The 20,146-nt window shown below is 40.8% G+C and carries 19 protein-coding genes and 1 pseudogene; 18 read left to right on the top strand and 2 right to left on the bottom strand.

Annotated features, from left to right (window positions below):
• The first annotated feature begins 170 nt into the window (after nucleotides 1–170).
• From AACT42_RS01605 to AACT42_RS01580, 5 genes and pseudogenes are all read left to right on the top strand, one after another.
• Nucleotides 171–797, top strand: coding sequence for a LysE family translocator (locus tag AACT42_RS01605; RefSeq protein WP_045590234.1), 627 nt, complete (start codon nucleotides 171–173; stop codon nucleotides 795–797).
• 153 nt (nucleotides 798–950) lie between these two features.
• Nucleotides 951–1,496: a GNAT family N-acetyltransferase gene (locus tag AACT42_RS01595; RefSeq protein ID WP_094133198.1), complete on the top strand. Its 546-nt coding sequence runs from the start codon at nucleotides 951–953 to the stop codon at nucleotides 1,494–1,496.
• 142 nt (nucleotides 1,497–1,638) lie between these two features.
• On the top strand, nucleotides 1,639–2,430 hold the full coding sequence (locus AACT42_RS01590; RefSeq protein WP_094167935.1) for a PhzF family phenazine biosynthesis protein: 792 nt from the start codon (nucleotides 1,639–1,641) through the stop codon (nucleotides 2,428–2,430).
• A gap of 180 nt (nucleotides 2,431–2,610) precedes the next feature.
• A complete protein-coding gene (locus tag AACT42_RS01585) occupies nucleotides 2,611–3,507 on the top strand; it encodes a hypothetical protein (RefSeq protein WP_217899771.1) in 897 nt (298 codons plus the stop codon).
• 667 nt (nucleotides 3,508–4,174) lie between these two features.
• Nucleotides 4,175–4,598, top strand: a pseudogene (locus AACT42_RS01580) (GNAT family N-acetyltransferase).
• Nucleotides 4,599–4,643: 45 nt separating this feature from the next.
• On the opposite strand, the gene AACT42_RS01575 reads toward AACT42_RS01580, so the two are convergent.
• Entirely contained in the window at nucleotides 4,644–5,603 is a 960-nt protein-coding gene (locus AACT42_RS01575) for an IS30 family transposase (protein ID WP_094183052.1), read from the bottom strand.
• Nucleotides 5,604–5,847: 244 nt separating this feature from the next.
• On the opposite strand from AACT42_RS01575, the gene AACT42_RS01570 reads away from it, so the two are divergent.
• The 6 genes from AACT42_RS01570 to AACT42_RS01540 all read left to right on the top strand — a co-directional run bounded on the left by AACT42_RS01570 (nucleotide 5,848) and on the right by AACT42_RS01540 (nucleotide 11,834).
• Entirely contained in the window at nucleotides 5,848–6,381 is a 534-nt protein-coding gene (locus AACT42_RS01570; protein ID WP_088900015.1) for a shikimate kinase, read from the top strand.
• A 148-nt stretch (nucleotides 6,382–6,529) separates the two neighbouring features.
• Complete coding sequence (locus AACT42_RS01565) at nucleotides 6,530–6,820, top strand: hypothetical protein (RefSeq protein ID WP_094183089.1); 291 nt, start codon at nucleotides 6,530–6,532, stop codon at nucleotides 6,818–6,820.
• Between the two features lie 728 nt (nucleotides 6,821–7,548).
• Nucleotides 7,549–8,157, top strand: coding sequence for a glutathione S-transferase family protein (locus AACT42_RS01560; protein ID WP_094131842.1), 609 nt, complete (start codon nucleotides 7,549–7,551; stop codon nucleotides 8,155–8,157).
• Nucleotides 8,158–8,801: 644 nt separating this feature from the next.
• Nucleotides 8,802–9,803 (top strand): DUF4062 domain-containing protein, encoded by a 1,002-nt coding sequence (locus AACT42_RS01550; RefSeq protein WP_094168051.1) that lies wholly within the window; start codon nucleotides 8,802–8,804, stop codon nucleotides 9,801–9,803.
• 612 nt (nucleotides 9,804–10,415) lie between these two features.
• Nucleotides 10,416–10,913 carry a GNAT family N-acetyltransferase gene (locus AACT42_RS01545; RefSeq protein ID WP_094133540.1) on the top strand — a complete coding sequence of 166 codons (498 nt, stop codon included), beginning with the start codon at nucleotides 10,416–10,418 and terminating at the stop codon, nucleotides 10,911–10,913.
• 696 nt (nucleotides 10,914–11,609) lie between these two features.
• Nucleotides 11,610–11,834, top strand: a complete 225-nt coding sequence (locus tag AACT42_RS01540) for a DUF3892 domain-containing protein (protein WP_176432262.1) — start codon at nucleotides 11,610–11,612, stop codon at nucleotides 11,832–11,834.
• On the opposite strand, the gene AACT42_RS01535 is transcribed toward AACT42_RS01540, so the two are convergent.
• Nucleotides 11,831–11,995, bottom strand: a complete 165-nt coding sequence (locus AACT42_RS01535; RefSeq protein ID WP_176432261.1) for a hypothetical protein — start codon at nucleotides 11,993–11,995, stop codon at nucleotides 11,831–11,833. The genes AACT42_RS01540 and AACT42_RS01535 overlap by 4 nt on opposite strands.
• Nucleotides 11,996–12,730: 735 nt before the next feature.
• Here AACT42_RS01535 and AACT42_RS01530 point away from each other — a divergent pair.
• The 7 genes from AACT42_RS01530 (at nucleotide 12,731) to AACT42_RS01500 (ending at nucleotide 19,765) form a co-directional block, all read left to right on the top strand.
• A complete protein-coding gene (locus AACT42_RS01530; protein ID WP_094168040.1) occupies nucleotides 12,731–13,648 on the top strand; it encodes an alpha/beta hydrolase in 918 nt (305 codons plus the stop codon).
• A 662-nt stretch (nucleotides 13,649–14,310) separates the two neighbouring features.
• Nucleotides 14,311–14,952, top strand: coding sequence for a hypothetical protein (locus tag AACT42_RS01525; RefSeq protein WP_094131616.1), 642 nt, complete (start codon nucleotides 14,311–14,313; stop codon nucleotides 14,950–14,952).
• Nucleotides 14,953–15,092: 140 nt separating this feature from the next.
• A complete protein-coding gene (locus AACT42_RS01520; protein ID WP_176432260.1) occupies nucleotides 15,093–15,866 on the top strand; it encodes an aminoglycoside phosphotransferase family protein in 774 nt (257 codons plus the stop codon).
• Between the two features lie 669 nt (nucleotides 15,867–16,535).
• Nucleotides 16,536–17,567, top strand: a complete 1,032-nt coding sequence (locus AACT42_RS01515; protein ID WP_094183088.1) for a GTP pyrophosphokinase — start codon at nucleotides 16,536–16,538, stop codon at nucleotides 17,565–17,567.
• Nucleotides 17,568–17,728: 161 nt separating this feature from the next.
• Complete coding sequence (locus AACT42_RS01510; protein ID WP_017045395.1) at nucleotides 17,729–18,145, top strand: VOC family protein; 417 nt, start codon at nucleotides 17,729–17,731, stop codon at nucleotides 18,143–18,145.
• A gap of 674 nt (nucleotides 18,146–18,819) precedes the next feature.
• Nucleotides 18,820–19,158, top strand: coding sequence for a hypothetical protein (locus AACT42_RS01505; RefSeq protein WP_370685859.1), 339 nt, complete (start codon nucleotides 18,820–18,822; stop codon nucleotides 19,156–19,158).
• Between the two features lie 145 nt (nucleotides 19,159–19,303).
• On the top strand, nucleotides 19,304–19,765 hold the full coding sequence (locus tag AACT42_RS01500) for a GNAT family N-acetyltransferase (protein WP_094183087.1): 462 nt from the start codon (nucleotides 19,304–19,306) through the stop codon (nucleotides 19,763–19,765).
• Nucleotides 19,766–20,146 lie beyond the last annotated feature (381 nt).

Here is a 20,146-nt window from a genome sequence, read left to right as displayed (position 1 = left end):
TGGCCGCAGAAAAAGAGCTAACAAACGCTTCAAGAGGGACATCCAACGCGCGGCATTTTTACTATGCGTTGGTTTGTGTGATTACGGTGCTATGCGGAAAGTTAGCAGTAGCGTTGGCTGCCCCTTAAGCGGGCGTTATGCCACAAGACGTTCAACATGGAGGAAAGGAAATGGATTTAAACGCAATATTACTATTTGTAGTCGCTTGTCTGGCTATTAATATGATACCTGGCCCAGACGTAATCTACATCGTCTCAAACACAATGAAAGGCAAGCTTGCAACTGGATTTAAAGCTGCAATTGGTCTTGGTGTTGGCTACTTTGTACATACATTAGCTGCGTGTTTAGGTTTGTCCGCGATAATCCTCAGCTCTGCTGTAGCTTTTAGTGCGGTAAAATGGTTGGGTGCCGCTTACTTAGTATATTTAGGTGTTCAGTCTCTGATATCTATGTGGCGTGGAGGCAGTAAAATAGTGGTTAGTGAAAGTGTTGAAACCAACAAAAATGTATTTATACAAGGCGTTATTGTTAGTGTTTTGAACCCGAAGGTAGCACTATTCTTCCTTTCATTTTTACCTCAGTTTGTCGATACATCTACGGGCTCCGCATCAATGCAATTATTAGTGCTTGGTTTGCTCTTCAGCGCATTAGCTACGCTGTGTAACGTTTTATATGCCTCAGTCGGTAGTTGGGTTTTTAGTCGATCAAATTCTCAGCGTTATTCACGAGCACTTGAGGGTGTCTCGGGAGTTCTGCTTATTGGGCTGGCAGGCAAAGTCGCAATCAGTGAGCGCTAGTGGCATAACAAACAATTTAAGTGTGATTCAGCACGCGTGGCATTTTTGGTATGCGGTGGTTTCGGTGTTGAAGTGCTATGCGGTGGCTTGGTCATTGCGTGCTTCACACCTTAATTGGGCGTTATGCGTAATCGATGGACGACGGAGTATTAGATGGAAGTAGTAGAAGCGGAAAAATCGGATTTAGATTCATTCTTTGCGTATCTTGAAAATCAGCTGTCTGAAAATGGTAATGGAGAAGTTCCTCTTTTCCAGCCAATGTCCAGAGAGCAAAGTGAAATTCCAGAAGCGACAAAAGATAAGTTTATCCAAGGCTTTTCCCATCACTTTGGCGATTTAGGTTGGAGAAAACTCTGGGTTGTAAAAGACACCTCTGGAAGTATCAAAGGTCACATTGATCTTCGCCACCACGGTGATGATAGCCGTTCTCATCGAGTTCTACTTGGTATGGGCGTAGATGTTTCCTGCCGGAAGCAAGGTATTGGTCAACGACTCATTGATGCGGTTATAAATTTCTGCCAAGAAAAAGCCGAAATTGACTGGCTTGATCTTTGTGTACTATCAGATAATTTCCCAGCAAAGAACCTCTATCTAAAAGCAGGGTTCGATGTTGTTGGAGAGTTCAAAGATCAATATAGAATCGACGGTTTGTCAGTCTCGGAAACAGCAATGACAAAGTACGTCAAAAATTACGCATAACAAGCAATTTAAGAGGGATTCACAACGCTTGGCACTTTTGCTTATACTTCAAATTTAGTGTTTATGGCACAATGCTTTAGGTTTGGGTGTAGGCGTTGTTCACCCCTTAATTGGGCGTTATAAAGCAAATGGAGTACATACGTTGGAATTGGATATATTCGTAGTTGATGCATTTACAGATCAACAGTTTAGAGGAAACTCAGCAGCAGTCGTGCCGGTCGAAGACTGGCTATCTGATGAACTAATGCAAAATATAGCAGCTGAAAACAATCTATCAGAGACTGCCTACATTAAAAATGTAGGTGCTAACCAATACGAGATTCGTTGGTTTTCACCGATGACTGAAATTGATTTTTGTGGTCACGCCACCTTAGCATCTGCTCATGTATTGTTTAATGAGTTCGGCGTTGAAAATCAAATTGAGTTCATAACCCAAGAAGTTGGCAACTTAAATGTTATCCTCAATGTGGAAAATGACATTGAAATGACGTTTCCCAACCAGAAGCCAGAAGTTGTTTCTATAATCCCAACACAGCTTTTGAGTGGCCTATCTAAAGAACCTATTGAGGTTCTCAAAAACAGGCAAGCCTACTTTGCCGTCTTTGCTAATGAGCAAGAAGTTTTGGACGTTTCTTATATCTCTGAACAGTTGAAGCAGCTCGCACCTTTAGATGTTGTTGTAACCGCTAAATCCGACAACTATGATTTCGTATCGCGTTATTTTTGGCCAGCAAACGGTGGTGATGAAGATCCAGTGACAGGTTCTATCCATTCAGGCTTAGCCCCTTATTGGGCAGAAAAACTGGATAAGGCAGATTTATTAGCCTACCAAGCCTCCAAGAGAGGTGGTGTATTGAAGTGTCGTGTTTTAGAAAAAGCTATTGTTATTTCAGGTAAAGGCGTTCTTTATCTCAAAGGAAAAATTAACGTTTAGTGGAAATCTGCTTTATAACAAACGGTTCAAGAGGGACAGCCAACGCGTGGCATTTTTACTGTGCGTTGGTTTTGGTGGTTACGGTGTTATGCGGAAGCTTGGTAGTGGCGTTGTCTGCCCCTTAACCGGGCGTTATACCCTATTTGAGTTCAGCATAATAATCTTTAGGAGAAACCAATAATGGCTCGGACGTCAGGAGCAAAAAATATACAGAAATTTGAAGATAGAACAGAGGTTAGTTCAACAAGTAGTAAGGAGATTAAGCACTTAGCTCAATCTAGTAAATCGAGTGCTTTAGATCAGTTTAAGGCTTTGCTAAAGCATCAGAAAAATTATCTAAATTGGTTGGAAAGTAGGCATACGGCTCTTAACGAAACAAGAAAAGAACTTGCTGAACTTAAATCACAGAATTATCGTGGACCAAAAGATGATACATATAGAAAGTACAAGTGGTACGCCGAGCACAATGCTTTACTCGAAGCTATAAATGGTTTTGAAGTATTTTATAAAACTAGTCTTATCAATTTGGCAAAAATTATTAGGCATTATGTTCCCGCAGAAAAGCTTAGTGGGGCAGTAGACGTAAAAGTCTTGTGGGGTATCACCAAAGCTTCAGTTCCTGAATTGGTATTTGAACACCAACTTTATCATGACCTTGATAATGTGGATAAGGCCTGCTTCGCACTTATAGGCTCCAAAAGGTACAATAAGAACAGTCCAAAATCTAATCTTCGAGAACTAAATTTAGCTTTACAGGCAATATTTCAGGTTAGGCATACACTTTCTCATAACCATGGTGTCATTACTATAAGTGATAAATCTAAATTAAAAATTTTGGGCTATGATGCAACGACGAAAGAGGTAATTGACCCAAGCAAAGATACATTAGGGTTATCTATTACAAGACTTTTAGAGCAAGAGTCTAGGGACTTTACATCATGGCTATTAGATAAAACAGCAGAGTACCTTAAAGAGCAAGTTGATACTCGCGGGTTGGAGTTAGATAAAAAAATACATATCCGACTCCAAAAACTATTAGGGAACAATAAAAAACTTGATAATTTGAGTTGGGTATAACAAACGCTTCAAGAGGGACTTCCAACGCGCGGCATTTTTATTATGCGTTGGTTTTTGTGGTTACGGTGTTATGCGGAAACTTGGTAGTCGCGTTGTCAGCCCCTTAAGCGGGCGTTATGCAACTCAGGTGAATTTAGGGTTTCAATCTTTTGGGATTTCTCCGGCCATTCGTTTTGTGTTGTCGGCAAATGAGCATTTTTACTTTCAAATTCATGGTGAACTCAAGCCGTAAAACAGGCAAAGTTCTGTGTTTGCCTCAATCAGTTTTTGCGTTGGTTTGTTGTGAATTTAGCGGGCGTAAAGTGTGGAAAGGGCAAGTTTATCGAGCATTTTGCTTTTGCTGAAGGTTTCGCTCGTTGAGTTTGTCTGATTCAAAAGCTTGGTTTGTTGCTGAAAGGTGGACTTTGTTTTGGCGGCTTATTTATCACAGTTCTTGCTTGGGCTGATTCTTGAACCACTCAACCATTGCAATTGTGGTTTTTGATCGAGTAAAGTCAGTTTATCTTATTGAATTTGCATAACAAACGGCTCAAGAGGGATTGTCAACGCGTGGCGACTTTAGTGCAAAATTGCAGTTCAGTGTTTAAGTGTGTTTTTTAAGTTCGGCGGTGCGTTGTCAACCCCTTAGCCGGGCGTTATAAGCAAATTCAGCTCCAGAGGATGAAAAATGGAAATCGAGTACAAAGTAAACCATCCAATCTCAGTTGAACAATTCGTGAGTTTACTGAAGAAAACATCATTGGGTGAGCGGCGTCCTTTGGATAATGAGTCAACTATTCAGGGTATGCTCGATAACTCTAATTTAATTGTGACCGCATGGCTGAACGATCAACTTGTCGGTGTTGCTCGTTCAGTGACAGATTTCCATTATTGCTGCTATCTGTCTGTCTGATTTAGCTGTTGATGAAAGTGTTCAATCCAATGGTATAGGTAAATATCTGATCTTAGTGACCAAAGAAGAGCTGAGCCCAAGCTGTAAATTGGTTTTACTGTCAGCACCGAAAGCACAAGGTTATTATCCGAAAATTGGTTTTGAAGCTCTTAATAGTGCATGGGTTCTATATAGCGCAGAACAGTTGAAAATCAATTAAATCAAGGTTTTATTTGCTCTTAGTATCAAGTTTGAAGTGCAACGATCAGCGATAATATCCAACAAAACATTCCTCTGGTGTTTGAAAGCCCAGACGAGCTCTGGGTCTGTTGTTAAGCTTGTGGGCAATCGCGTTGCACTTTGCTTGAGTGAGCGTCGCCATTGAGGTGCCTTTGGGGAGATATTGTCGGATAAGTCCGTTGGTATTTTCATTGGTTCCTCGCTCCCAAGAGTGGTGTGGGTTAGCAAAATAAAATCGAGTATCGGTGGCGGCTTCAATAAGCTCATATTGGTTAAACTCGGTACCATTGTCTGCAGTAATCGTGGTAAATAAGCCATCAAATCGTCCCATGATTTGAATGGTTCGACGGTTAAGAGATGCGGTTGTTCGGTCATCCATTTGCCCAATCAGGGTGTAGCCGGTCATGCGCTCAACGAGTGTCACGATGCAGTGCTTAGAGCCTTTGCCCATGACAGTATCAATTTCCCAGTGTCCACGCGTTTTACGTGTTTCGACACTTTTAGGACGCTCAGAGATATGTCGTTTATTGGCGAGCCTTCCGCGACTATCGTAGGCAGCATAACGCTTGCGCCGTTGCTTGGTCGATTGTCGTAGGTGTTTCCAAAGTTCGCCCCCATTGGCTTTATCACGCCAGATGTACTGGTAAATAGACTCATGGCTAATGGTCGGCTGTTTATATCGTTTCATTCTTCCAACGACTTGAGCAGGGCTCCAGTCTTTTTTGATAAAGTGCATGACTTGATTATATTGCTGCTGAGTAATACGCGGATTACATCTTGATTTACTGCGTCTTGTCCGAGTGCGTTGGTCGGCTTTGAAAGGGCGATAGGCCCCATCGTAAGTACATCGATTACGAGCAATTTCTCGAGAAATGGTACTCTTATGGCGTCCGGTAAGCCGAGCGATTTCAGCATAGCTAAGGCCTTGCTTTTTATAGGCAGCGATAGTATATCTGTCCCCTTCGGTGAGCTGTTTATAAGCCATAATTTTTCACTTCTTGGCGGGAGGAAAAATAGGGATTATGACAGCTCACTGTTTTATTTTTTAGTGTTGCACTTAGTATATGAATCCAAGAAACATAACAAACGCTTCAAGAGGGACAGCCAACACGTGGCATCTTCACTATGCGTTGGTTTTTGTGGTTACGGTGTTATGCGGAAGCTTGGTAGTAGCGTTGGCTGCCCCTTAAGCGGGCGTTATGTGCTAAGGCAAAAAATCAGGTCAGGCGATGAAAAGAATCAATGTAATAGGCACTAGTGGTAGTGGAAAAAGTACTTTCAGTCGCCTGCTTGCGAGTGAGCTAAAGTACCCTTATGTTGAAATGGATGCCATATTCTGGAAGCCCAATTGGCAAGAATCTTCAGATGAAGAGTTCTTTGCTAATTTAGCTGACAGGTTAAGCGCCGAGCATTGGGTTCTTGATGGTAACTACAACCGAACTGCTGAAATAAAATGGAACAGGGTAGATACCATTGTTTGGGTTGATTACTCCTTTGTAAGGACGTTGTTTCAAGCTGTGAAAAGGGCTTTAGTTCGTACAGTGACCAAGCAGGAATTATGGGATAAAACAGGTAATGTTGAGTCGTTCAGAAAGTCTTTTCTTAGCAAAGACTCTATCATTCTTTGGACGCTGAAAACGTACAGTAAAAATCGGTCTCGCTACACAGAACTACTTAACGATCCTAAGTATAGTCATATTAAATTTGTAAGAATAACAAGCCCTAAAAAAGCAAAGGTGTTCCTGAGCGAGTTACGCACATAACAAACAATTTAAGAGGGATTCCCAACGCTTGGCATTTTGTTTCTACTTCAATTTTAGTGTTTACGGTACAATGCGTTAGGTTGGGTGGTAGCGTTGCTCACCCCTTAATTGGGCGTTATGTTTTCGGGATAACTTGAGGAAAAAAGAGATGGATTTCATTTGGTTGCTTTTAGTTTTAGGCGCGGCTGCAATATTCTACTATTTCGTATCATATTCGAAGCCACAGGATGATGATTGGCACAAATTGCCGACACTTGAGAACTATTTGATAAAGCATCCCGAATGTAAAACGGCAGATCCAGAAAGTGCTAAATGCTTTAGTTGTGGTTCAGACAAAGTGATTTTTCAACCATTAACAGCTCATGCAGATCCTCGTTATAAACATATTTGCTTATCATGCAAAAAAACACTTTTTAGAAGTAAGGCACTAATGTCTTAAACTAGTTGAGGTTTCTAAGTTTATTCTTAATAAAATCAGCTGGTTGGAAAAAACATAACAAACGGTTCAAGAGGGACAACCAACGCGTGGCATTTTTATTGTGCGTTGGTTTTTGTGATTACGGTGTTATGCGGTAAGTTGGTAGTAGCGTTGGTTGCCCCTTAACCGGGCGTTATGCAACTCAGGTAAATTTAGGGGTTCAATCTTTTGGATTTCTCCGGCCATTCGTTTTGTGTTGTCGGCAAATGAGCATTTTTACCCTAAAATTCGAGGTTTACTCAAGCCGTAAAACAGGCAATGTTCTTTGTTTGCCTCAATCAGTTTTAGCGTTGGCGTGTTGTGAATCTTGTGGGCGCAAAGTGTGGAAAGGGCAAGTTATTCGATCATTTCGCATTTACTGAAAGTCTTGCTTGTTGAGTTTGTCTCATTCAAAAGCTTGGTTTGTTGTTGAACGGTGGGCTTTGTTTTGGCGGCTTATTTATCACGGCTCTTGCTTGGGTTGGTTCTTGAATTACTTAACCATTGCAATTGTGGTTTTTGATCGAGTAAAGTCAGTTTATCTTATTGAATTTGCATAACAAACGGCTCAAGAGGGATTGCCAACGCGTGGCGACTTTAGTGCAAAATTGAAGTTTAGTGTTTACAGTGTGTTTTTTAAGTTCGGCGGTGCGTTGTCAACCCCTTAGCCGGGCGTTATGTGTTTTTGAGTTTACAAAAGGAGATTTGTAGTGAAGGTTTATGGAGATATCCAATCTGGAAACTGTTACAAGGTCAAGCTGTTGCTTGCTTTCTTAGGCATTGAACATGAATGGCATCACGTCAATATTTTAAAAGGTGACACAAAAACAGCTGAGTTTTTATCCATTAACCCAAACGGAAAAATACCCGCAGTTGTTTTGGATGATGGCCGTTGTTTGTCAGAGTCGAACGCAATTCTTGGCTATTTTGCAGATGGTACAGCGTTGATCCCTAGTGACAGATATGAAAAGGCTAAAATGTACGAATGGTTGTTCTTTGAACAATACAGCCATGAGCCATTTATTGCAGTGGCCCGTTTTATCCAAAAATATCAAGGTATGCCAGAGTCAAGGTTAGAGGAATATCACGCCTTACAACCTGGAGGTAATAAAGCCTTATCAATAATGGAAAGTCGCTTAGCCCAAACGGATTACCTTGTCGGTAAGCAACTCACGATTGCTGATATTGCACTGTACGCCTATACGCATGTTGCTGATGAAGGTGGATTTAACTTATCCGATTACCCCAATATTCAAGCGTGGTGCAAAAGACTCCAAGAGCAAGCAGGCTACGTTGGTATGACGGAAACAAACACATAACAAACGCTTCAAGAGGGACAGCCAACGCGCGGCATTTTTATTGGGCGTTGGTTTTTGTGATTACGGTGTTATACGGAAGCTTGGTAGTAGCGTTGGCTGCCCCTTAAGCGGGCGTTATGCTTAGTCACCAAAAATCAGTGGTTTATGGTCTTTCTTTGTTCCCTTGGCTTGTGAGTTTTGTGTTTCTCGGCAAGTTGGCTTCAGTGGGCGCTGTTTTCCGGACAATTATTCTTTGGCGCTGGAAATTCAGAGAATTGCCTCAATCAATTTTCGGGTAAGCGCGAGGTTAGGGCGGTTGGCTCAATCAGAAATCCATTTCTAGGCTGTCAAACTTCAAACCGGATTTGCCAAAATTCCAAGTTTGATTATCAAAACTATGATTCATTTTGGCTTTCTGGTCTTTGTCTTTTGTTTGCGACTCAAAGCTGAGTTAATCTTGGTTCTGGTATAACGTAAGTCATTGAAGCTTAAGCCTAACAAACTGCTTAAGCGGGATTCGCAATGCGTGGCATTTTTGGTATGCAGTGAAATTTGGTGGTGAAAGTGGTTTGCAGAAAGTTGGTTTATGCGGCATTCACCCCTTAACGCGGCGTTATGCGTCAGAGTCCCCCGAGTTTTAGCGTGAAAAATAAAATGGAGAAGTAATGGATAAACGCTACCAAGTCTTTGTAAGTTCGACTTATGTTGACCTCGTCGAAGAGCGACAAAGTGTCCTCCAGACACTCATGGAAATGGATTGCATTCCAGCAGGTATGGAACTCTTTCCAGCAGCGGATGAAGAGCAGTGGGAATTTATAAAGAAAGTAATCGACGATTGCGATTACTATTTACTTATCATTGGTGGTCGTTATGGTTCTACTGCCGAAGATGGGTTGAGTTATACTGAAAAAGAGTTTGATTACGCTGTAAGTAAAGGCATTAAAGTTATCGCTTTACTGCATGAAGCTCCAGATGATTTACCTCGTGGTAAAAGTGAGCAATCAGAAGACTTATATAGAAAATTACAAGAGTTCAGAAAGAAAGTAGGCACCGATAGGTTAGTTCGTTTTTGGAAAGAAGCGAGCCAGTTACCGGGTGAGGTTGCTTTAAGCCTGAATAAGACGATAAAAATGTTTCCTGCCGTTGGTTGGGTTAGGGCTGATTCTGCAGCGTCACCTGAACTGTTAGCCGAAATAAATGAACTGAGAAAAAAGAATGACTCATTGATAGCCCAGTTAGATGAATTGAGTAGTCATCAAGTACTAGTACCAGAAAAAGAGCTAGCTGATTGGGATAGTACTATTGAGTTACATGGTTCATACTATAAAATTGCCCACTCAATTCATCAGTCCTCACAAACCTGTAAATGGACGGCAAACATTACTTGGCGAGAACTATTTTCTTTATTGTCCCCATTTTTGTCTGATACTGCATTTGACTCAGCAGTAAGCGAATTTGTTTCACAACATCTCAGCAATGTAGACATTCAAGATGGAAATAATAGTATCTTTACAACAGATCGGCAGAATTTATACACAATTAGGATTCAGTTTATGGCTATGGGACTAATTGAAATTAATAATGACAAACCGCAAGCTTTATGGAAACTCAGTTCTAGAGGTATGTCAGAAATGCTGAGAGCAAGGGTCGTTGGAAAAAACGCATAACAAACGCTTCAAGAGGGACAGCCAACGCGTGGCATTTTTATTATGCGTTGGTTTTTGTGATTACGGTGTTATGCGGAAATTTGGTAGTAGCGTTGGCTGCCCCTTAAGCGGGCGTTATGCTTAATCACGCAAAATCAGTGGATTAAGGTTTTTCTTTGTCCCCTTGGCTGGTTAGTTTTGAGTTTGTCGGCAAGTTGGCTTCAGTGGGCGCTGTTTTTCGGACACTTATTCTTTGGCGCTGGAAATTCAGAGTGTTGCCTCAATCAATTTTCGGGCAAGCGCGAGGTTAGGGCGGTTGGCTCAATCAGCAATTTGATCTTAGTTTTTTCATTTTGACTGGCAAAGTTCAAAGTCTGGTTTTCAAAATTATGAGTCATTTCGGTTTTCTACACTTTGGCTTTTGTTTGTGAATCAAAGCTGAGTTAATCTTGGTTCAGGCGAAACGTAAGTTATTGAAGCTTAAGCATAACAAACGGTTCAAGAGGGACAGCCAACGCGTGGCATTTTTATCATGCGTTGGTTTTTTGTGGTTACGGTGTTATGCGGAAGCTTTGTAATGGCGTTGGCTGCCCCTTAACCGGGCGTTATGCATTTTTTAGGAAAAGAGGAACTATGGTTGTTGAAGTCAGGCGAGCAGAGCCATCAGATGCTAAAGCGATAAAAGGAATTTATGAGTGCCCAAATGCCTACACAGGCACATTACAACTTCCGCTTCCATCTTCAGATATGTGGGAAAAACGTTTCCAGAATATTCCAGAGCACGTTTATGCGTATGTGGCAGTAGTGGACGGTGAAGTAGTAGGTAATTTGGGCTTTGAGCTATGTACCAATCCGCGACGTCGTCACGTCGGTACATTCGGTATGGGCGTCAAAGACGATGTTCAAGGTTTAGGTGTTGGTAGTGCTTTACTGAAAACGGTCATCGATTTAGCGGATAACTGGCTGAATTTGAAACGAATCGAATTGACGGTCTATGTGGATAACAAACGAGCGATTAACTTGTACAAGAAGTTCGGCTTTGAGATTGAAGGTGAGTCGAAAGCTTATGCGTTCAGAAATGGCAGCTACGTTGACGTTTACCATATGGCTCGCGTTGTGGTACATGCATAACAAACGCTTTAAGAGGGACAGCCAACGCGCGGCATTTTTACTATGCGTTGGTTTTTGTGGTTACGGTGTTATGCGGAAGCTTGGTAGTAGCGTTGTCTGCCCCTTAAGCGGGCGTTAACCCTCTCACACATTCATGCACGAGGTTATTTCTTGGAAGTACACCGTACTTCATTTGATTTTCAATTGTTTGTGCAATAGATTGCAATGTATAATCTCACCATCGTAAGTATCAGCACACAAAGAACTTAACCGAAGGTGTGCTTTACAACTCTCAGGTTATCCCTAATAACCTGTATACGAGTACGATAATAGGGTGTGAATATGAGGTTATAATTTGAACGACAGTAAGGAAACATTACGATTTTATGTACTACTTTTTCTAGTATCGACACTGGTTGTTGTAGGAGGGAACCTTTCAATACCAGTGATAACTGCGATTACTACATTAGGTAGTTGGTATTTTCGTAATTAAGTCTTCAAACTAAAAACTTTAAATATTTAACCAAGGTACAAATCTAACGCAGTTATCTTTAGTGTTAAGAGCCGCGACGAAAAGATAATTACCCAAGTAAACCGCTAACACCAGTTTACGACAATATTTAAATGAAATCTGAATATAAGTTAGTAGCGCACAGTCTAGTTACAGCTAGTATGCGCTCAACCCTAAACAACACCAAACAAAAGGAAATTGAAATTATGACTAAACGTAAAGTTGTTGATGCTAGAAAAGATGAATCAGGTAAAATCGAAGCAGTTCTGTTAGAAGGTAATATAAATTTCACCTCAGTGGAACGTGCTTACGATATGACTAAGGACGGTAAACTAGACTTGGTTGCTGTAAAAACAGAAACCGGAGTTCACGTCCGTACAAGACCTGACAAATCTGAAGAAAACAACTTATCTCAAATGGCTGATGATTAATACCACCCAGCAATAGAGAGAGTCTTCAATGTGTGTTGACTTTCTTTATTAAGATATAATTCCACATCCATTGTATTGCTTTCTTTGTTATAATTTAATTCTTTAAAGATGTAAGTATTAACAGAATCGTCTTCATTTTTAATAAGCAATAAATCGTTCATAATATTTCTCCTTATGAGAATTAATTTAATTTCATCACGTTAGTGACATATGGTTTATATTTCGTGTGCATCTCAGCACACAGGGTTAACAAGGCATTTAAGTGGATTCACAACGCTCGGTGTTCCGAGCAAGAGTTAAGGTTCACAACCTGCGTTGTTCACCACTTAATGCAGCGTTAGGCAAGGTGAGTTTTTATCAGCTAAATCGAGTTGAAATTGAGCAGTAAATTCCATGTTTTGTGGCTTAACTTAAGCAATAAATAATCATCACATATTTGCTGTTTCTTGATCGCGTTGAGTTGCTTTTCGTTGTGAGTTTAGCGGCAAAATAACCTTCAGCATCCAAACGTCCGCCGAGCATGCTACGCTCGTCACTTTTCTTCCAAATCGCTCAATTTTAGTTTTTTGTTTCTTTGTTGATTTAGCATTTTGGTTTATAAATTAATCGGTTAGTTGGTTTTAAGTTTGTAAAAATCCCTGTTCTTTGGTTTTTAAAGTGTCGATGTCAATTGGTTGGCCTAACAAACGGCTCAAGAGGGATTGTCAACGCGTGGCGGCTTTAGTACAAAATTGAAGTTCAGTGTTTACAGTGTGTTTTTTGAGTTCGGCTATGCGTTGCCAACCCCTTAGCCGGGCGTTATGTTTAATCAGCATCACAAATTGCCACTGTTTTTATATACAGCAATATGTGTTCGGCTATCATATTGAGCTTTGAACACATTCGAAGAATTAAATATGAGCAACTATCTAGAGCGCGGCATTAAAGAACTCGTTGAAGAGTTCATTTCTTGTGGGAAACCTTGTCCATCAAAACAAACTATTTCTGATCGTCGGGCAGGTTATCTATCAAGTACAGTTTTAGCTGGCTCTAGCCCTGAAATGGCCGATGAGTTTGTTGATGAGCTGGATGGTATTCAAATCAAAGTTTATAAGCCAAGCGATAAAGCTAATTTGCCAATCACGATTTACTTTCATGGTGGTTGTTTCATTAGTGGTGGTTTTGAAACACATGAAGCACAACTGAGGCAGCTAGCTCATCTATCAGAGACTATAGTGGTTTGCATTAAGTACCGATTAGCACCAGAACATACATATCCATCAGCTCATGATGATGTATTTCAGACCACGTTGGGTATCAAAGAGCATGGTCATAAATATGGCGGTGATACTGAACATGTGTTTTTTGTCGGTGATAGTGCTGGCGCACAATTAGCTCTTGCTACAGCACTTCGCTTGAAAAATAAAAAGCTGTGGCTACCTGAAAAACAAGTCCTAATATATCCAATGGTCGATCCCTTGGGGGCGTCTGATAGTTATCAGAAAAACGGTACAGATTTTATTATTACCGCTCAAATGTTACTGTCGGGTTTTCAGCTTTATGCGGGTGAATCAGAGCGGTTAGTCAGTGAAACAGAACTCAATCTATTGGCAAGAAAGGATTTTCAAGGTTTACCGCCAACGATGATTATCACAGCTGAGTATGACCCATTGCGAGATGAAGGAGAGCAGTTGTACAGGTTGCTTCTTTCCCAAGGAGTTGACGCTTATTGTGAACGTTACCTAGGTGTAATACATGGTTTCTATCAACTTTCGGGTGTAAGTGAGTCTGCAAGGCGTTGTATTAGGAATATTGCAGAAGCGCTCAAAAATTAAACATAACAAACGGTTCAAGAGGGACAGCCAACGCGCGGCATTTTTATTATGCGTTGGTTTTTTGTGGTTACGGTGTTATGCGGAAGCTTGGTAGTGGCGTTGTCTGCCCCTTAACCGGGCGTTATGCAACTCAGGTAAATTTAGGGGTTCAATCTTTTGGATTTCTCCGGCCATTTGTTTTGTATTCTCGGTAAATGAGCATTGTTACCCTAAAATTCGTGGTTAACTCAAATCGTAAAACAGGCAAGGTTCTTTGTTTGCCTCAATCAGTTTTAGCGTTGGCGCGTTGTAAATTAAGTGGGCGCAAAGTGTGGAAAGGGCAAGTTTATCGAGTATTTCGCATTTGCTGAAAGTCTTGCTTGTTGAGTTTGTCTCATTCAAAAGCTTGGTTTGTTGCTGAAAGGTGGACTTTGTTTTGGCGGCTTATTTATCACGGCTCTGGCTTCGGTTGGTTCTTGAATTACTCAACCATTGCAATTGTGGCTTTTGATCGAGTAAAGTCAGTTTATCTTATTGAATTTGCATAACAAACGGCTCAAGAGGGATTGCCAACGCTTGGCGACTTTAGCTCAAAATTGAAGTTCAGTGTTTACAGTGTGTTTTTTGAGTTCGGCAGTGCGTTGTCAACCCCTTAGCCGGGCGTTATGTTTAAGGAGGAAACTATGACTGAAAGAGTTAATCCATGGCTTGAAAGATCCATTGCGAATTTAGTTCCTCTAAGCACAGCTGATATCTTTAGTGATGCCTGTAAAGAATGGGTTTTTAGTGGTGAGGTTGTTGATTACGGTGAAGCTACTGAGCAATGTGAGCTGTGTGAGCATGACGAACTTCGATATCATTTTCTGATTGAAAATGGAGGCAACTCCAATAAGTTGTGGGTGGGTTCTTCGTGTATTCTGCGCTTTGAGGAAATCGTGGTTCTTGATGAGAACAAACGCGAACTACTTGATCAAAAAGAACGTAAAAAAGTTCTAGATAAGGCACTAAAAGCAAAGCAAATTGACGCTAGCCTTGATCCTTTGCGCGCATTGTGGAAAGTTGCATTTGAAAAACGAAGTACCATACATAATATGGCTCTGGAGATTAAAGATGGTAAATCTCTACCTCCTGATAGCTTGAGAATACTCTTTGAGCTTATGGATAAACATCATATTGACTTCAGGGCTAATGATTACTCAGTAAATTTACGAAGTGAGTTCGACCAGTTTCAGTTGTCTTATATGCCAAAAGACATGCAAAAAAAAATCTGGCTATGCATGTCTAAACAACAAAAAAACAAATTCCGCGAGCGTCTTGGCTTTTAAACATAACAAACGCTTTAAGACGGATTCGCAACGCGTGGCATTATTAACATGCGTTGATTTTAGTGATTCAGGTGGTGTGCGGAAGTATCGCATTGCGTTGCTCACCACTTAAGCGGGCGTTAGTTGCACAGGGAGGTATCGTGGAAGAATTATCAGGCGGAAGAGAATCTGTAATATATCGAGATGGTGAAGTCGTCTATCGACCTCTTCAGTCATGGAGCTCTACAATTCATCTAATTTTGAAACACCTTGAGCAAGCAAAGGTAGATGAAAGTCCAAAATTTCTTGGTGTAAATCAAGACCAAGAAATCCTAAGTTTTGTAACAGGTGATACCTACAATTATCCGTTAGTTGGCGCAATCGCAACAAATGAAGCACTCATTTCAGCGGGTAAATTACTACGTAAAATACATGACTCAACTGTTCCACTATTGGAGCAACTTAATGTCAAAGTACACCGATGGATGTTAGAGCCAAGAGAGCCATTTGAGGTTATTTGTCATGGTGACTTTACACCTTACAATGTCGCCCTATTAGAAAATACAGTTGTCGGTGTGTTTGACTTCGACACAGCGCACCCTGCACCAAGAATATGGGATTTAGCATATTCAGTTTATTGTTGGTCTCCATTCAAAACGGACAGCAATGATAAGCTAGGGACAATTTTAGAGCAGGTGGCTAGAGCTAAGTTGTTCTGTGACAGTTACGGTGCAACTGAATCAGAAAGAGAACAATTAGCCGATGCTATGGTTCAGCGATTACAGGCTTTAGTAACCTTCATGCGTAGTGAAGCCCAAAATGGTAATGAATCCTTTGCTGAAAATATAGAGCAAGGTCATCTTCAAGCTTATCTAAATGACATAGAATATATCACTGAAAATAAAGAAAAAATTCAGTGTGCATTGTGCAACTAACAAACGGCTCAAGAGGGATTGCCAACGCTTGGCGGTTTTAGTGCACAATTGAAGTTCAGTGTTTACGCGTGTTTTTTGAGTCCGGCGGTGCGTTGTCAACCCCTTAGCCGGGCGTTATGCAACTCAGGTAAATTTAGGGGTTCAATCTTTTCGATTTCTCCGGCCATTCGTTTTGTGTTGTCGGCAAATGAGCTTTTTTACCCTAAAATTCGTGGTTTACTCAAGCCGTAAAACAGGCAAGGTTCTTTGTTTGCCTCAATGAGTTTTGGTGCTGGTTTGTTGCCAATTCAGCGTGCGCAAAGTGTGGAAAGGGCAAGTTTATCGAGTATTTCGCATTTGCTGAAAGTCTTGCTTGTAGGGTTTGTCTCATTCAAAAGCTTGGTTTGTTGCTGAAAGGTGGACTTTGTTTTGGCGGCTTATTTATCACAGTTCTTGCTTAGGTTGGTTCTTGAATCACTCAACCATTGCAATTGTGGCTTTTGATCGAGTAAAGTCAGTTTATCTTATTGAATTTGCATAACAAACGGCTCAAGAGGGATTGCCAACGCGTGGCGACTTTAGTGCAAAATTGAAGTTCAGTGTTTACGGTGTGTTTTTTGAGTTCGGCGGTGCGTTGTCAACCCCTTAGCCGGGCGTTATGCGATTGAAGAGTCATTAAATAGGAGCTATATGAAAGAAAAATATGTAGACCTAGTCTGGGAGCAAAACCCGGAGTACATACGTAAATATCATAAAAATAAACCGTCTTATCAAAAACTATGTGATGAAGTTCAGTTTATTCTAGAGAAGTGTATCTCAAACTTAGATGTTGAAACCGCTAGTATTTCAGCTAGAACTAAAACAGAAGCTAGTTTCTGTGAAAAAATTTACCGTAAGTCATATGATGACCCATTTACTGAAATAACGGATTTTGCAGGTGCAAGAGTAGTTTATTTGTACTCAAAGGATCGTTCTGTGCTCGAAAGTGTAGTCGAAAATAATTTTGATATTGTTGAAAAAGTAGACAAAATCTTGGGTTCAGATGTTGATCAGTTTGGCTATGGTGCTCTGCATTACTTAGTCAAATTGAAAGCGGATTACTTGAAAGCTAGGTATCCAGATTTAGAAAATCTCGTATGTGAAATACAAGTCAGGACTATTTTGCAAGATGCGTGGGCTGTTGTTGCTCATCATTTAAGCTACAAACAAGAAAGTGATATTCCAAGACATTTGAGACGTAAGCTCAATGCGTTGTCCGGATTATTTGAAACTGCCGATGATCAGTTTGAAAGTATTCGAGGTTTAAGAGAGGATTATCAGAGTTCATTAATTAAAAATATACAGCAAGATGAAAATCATACACTTGATGAAGAGATAACCCCTGATAGCTTAAAGGCGTATTTGGCATGGCGTTTTCCTGCAAGGGAGTCATCGTCAGATAACGCTCTAAACTCGTTAGTTTCAGAGCTCAAAGAATATGGCTATCATACCCTTAAAGAACTCAACGAAATCGTTGATTCTTCGATAGAAGCAGTAGAAGCGTATGAAGCCAAGTTCCCACCTTCTGATGAGCATGACCAAGATACAAAGTTTTTACAAATCGGGGTTATACGGGTGGCACTTGAATTTATGGAGCCACTTTTCATGAATAGAAAAGGCTCATCTAAGGCATTAATTGAACAGAAGCAAGAGTTTATGCATTTAGTCAAGCACAAAAAATAATCGCATAACAAGCAATTTAAGAGGGATTCACAACGCTTGGCATTTTTGCTTCTACTTCAAATTTAGTGTTTATGGCACAATGCGTTAGGTTTGGGTGGAGGCGTTGCTCACCCCTTAATTGGGCGTTATGCTACCAGTCGAAATCTTCAATAAGGAATACTATGAAACAGAACATTGTCCATATTGCTTTAGTTGTAAAAGATTATGATGAAGCCATTGATTTTTATGTAAACAAACTCAAATTTGAACTTATTGAAGATACTCATCAACCTGAACAAGACAAACGTTGGGTGGTTGTGGCTCCACCAAATTCTCATGGTGTTACGCTATTACTTGCCAGAGCCTCGAAGCCAGAGCAGCATGATTTCATTGGGAATCAAGCAGGCGGTCGAGTATTTCTGTTCCTAAATACTGATGATTTCTGGCGTGACTTTAAGCGTATGAAATCGATTGGTATTAATTTCGTCCGCGAGCCAACAGAAGAAGACTATGGAACGGTAGCAGTGTTTGAAGACTTGTATGGAAACTTGTGGGATCTTCTTCAATTGAATCCAAGCCATCCAATGGCAAAAAGGTAGCATAACAAACGGCTCAAGAGGGATTGCCAACGCTTGGCGACTTTAGTACAAAATTGAAGTTCAGTGATTACGGTGTGTTTTTTGAGTTCGGCAATGCGTTGTCAACCCCTTAGCCGGGCGTTATGCAACTCAGGTAAATTTAGGGGTTCAATCTTTTTAGATTTCTCCGGCCATTCGTTTTGTGTTGTCGGCAAATGAGCACTTTTACCCTAAAATTCGTGGTTCACTCAAGCCGTAAAACAGGCAAGGTTCTTTGTTTGCCTCAATCAGTTTTAGCGCTGGCGCGTTGTCAATTCAGTGGGCGCAAAGTGTGGAAAGGGCAAGTTTATCGAGTATTTCGCATTTTCTGAAAGTCTTGCTTGTTGAGTTTGTCTCATTCAAAAGCTTGGTTTGTTGCTGAAAGGTGGACTTTGTTTTGGCGGCTTATTTATCGCAGTTCTTGCTTGGGTTGGTTCTTGAATCACTCAACCATTGCAATCGTGGCTTTTGATCGAGTAAAGTCAGTTTATCTCATTGAATTTGCATAACAAACGGATCAAGAGGGATTGCCAACGCGTGGCGACTTTAGTGCAAAATTGAAGTTCAGTGTTTACAGTGTGTTTTTTGAGTTCGGCGGTGCGTTGTCAACCCCTTAGCCGGGCGTTATGCTCTAGGAGTAAAAATTGACCGAATTGATGAGAAAAGTCTTTTTAATCAATATAGTGGCCTTTTTGATTGTTTTCGCTTTATCTAATTATGTTCCTCTTTTTGCTACAACGCGGCCAGCTGATTTTTTGTTTTTTGTCGTGATTGTTATTTGGCTTTTAGCAAAGTTAATGTGGGAAGGTGGTATACACAGCAAAACGACACGATTAGATGATCCGGTTACCGATAAAGTATACAAAATGGTAAAGGGACATGATTTTGAAGAAGAGCAAGTTGAGCATTATCGAGCTAACTACCAAACAGGCTTGGTTCTCTTTATTGCAGGTTTACCCGCATTAATTGGTTGTCTAGTTCTGCAGTTTACTTGAGCACAAGCATAACAAACGGCTCAAGAGGGATTGCCAACGCGTGGCGGCTTTAGTTCAAAATTTAAGTTCAGTGTTTACGGTGTGTTTTTTTGAGTTCGGCGGTGCGTTGTCAACCCCTTAGCCGGGCGTTAGGCATAGGGAAGTTATGGAACTCGTTCAGCTAAACGAGCATGAGCTAAGAATGTTGTGTGATGGTCAATCTGAGTTCAAGTATATTCTTGACGGGGTTCCACCAAAGCATGTTTTAGATCGTTCTCTTAATCATTATCGTGATTCAGTTTGTGAAATTTGGTCTTTGCCGTATTTTATAAAGTTAAATGACCAGCTAATTGGCAGTTGTGGTTTTAAGAACCCACCGTCCGACTATCGAGTTGAAATAGGTTACAACGTAGCGTTTGAGGTTCGGGGTAAAGGTATTGCAACATTTTCAGTTGATAAACTTTGCCAAATTGCTTTTGAATCTGGTTTAGTCAAAGTTGTCTTTGCCTTAATCGCTTCTGAAAATTTAGCATCACTGAATGTTGTTCGCAAAAATGGATTTATCTATAAAAACATGGTTGTGGATAGTGATGGTGAGTCATTAGAATATTGGGAAATAACCCAATAATATCAATGCGTTGGTAAATGCCTAACAAACGGTTCAAGAGGGACAACCAACGCGTGGCATTTTTATTATGCGTTGGTTTTTGTGGTTACGGTGTTGTGCTGAAGCTTGGTAGTGGCGTTGGTTGCCCCTTAACCGGGCGTTATGCAACTGAGGTCAATTTAGGGCTCAATCTTTTGGGATTTCTCCGGCCATTCGTTTTGTTTTGTCGGCAAATGAGCATTTTTACCCTAAAATTCGTGGTTTACTCAAGCCGTAAAACAGGCAAGGTTCTTTGTTTGCCTCAATCAGTTTTTGCGTTGGTTTGTTGTGAGTTTAGCGTGCGCAAAGTGTGGAAAGGGCAAGTTTATCGAGCATTTTGCACTTGCTGAAAGTTTTGCTTGT

The sequence above is a fragment of the Vibrio sp. V15_P4S5T153 genome (genome assembly GCF_963874485.1).
Taxonomy (GTDB): domain Bacteria; phylum Pseudomonadota; class Gammaproteobacteria; order Enterobacterales; family Vibrionaceae; genus Vibrio; species Vibrio anguillarum.
This window is presented reverse-complemented; position numbering and strand designations above follow the sequence as displayed.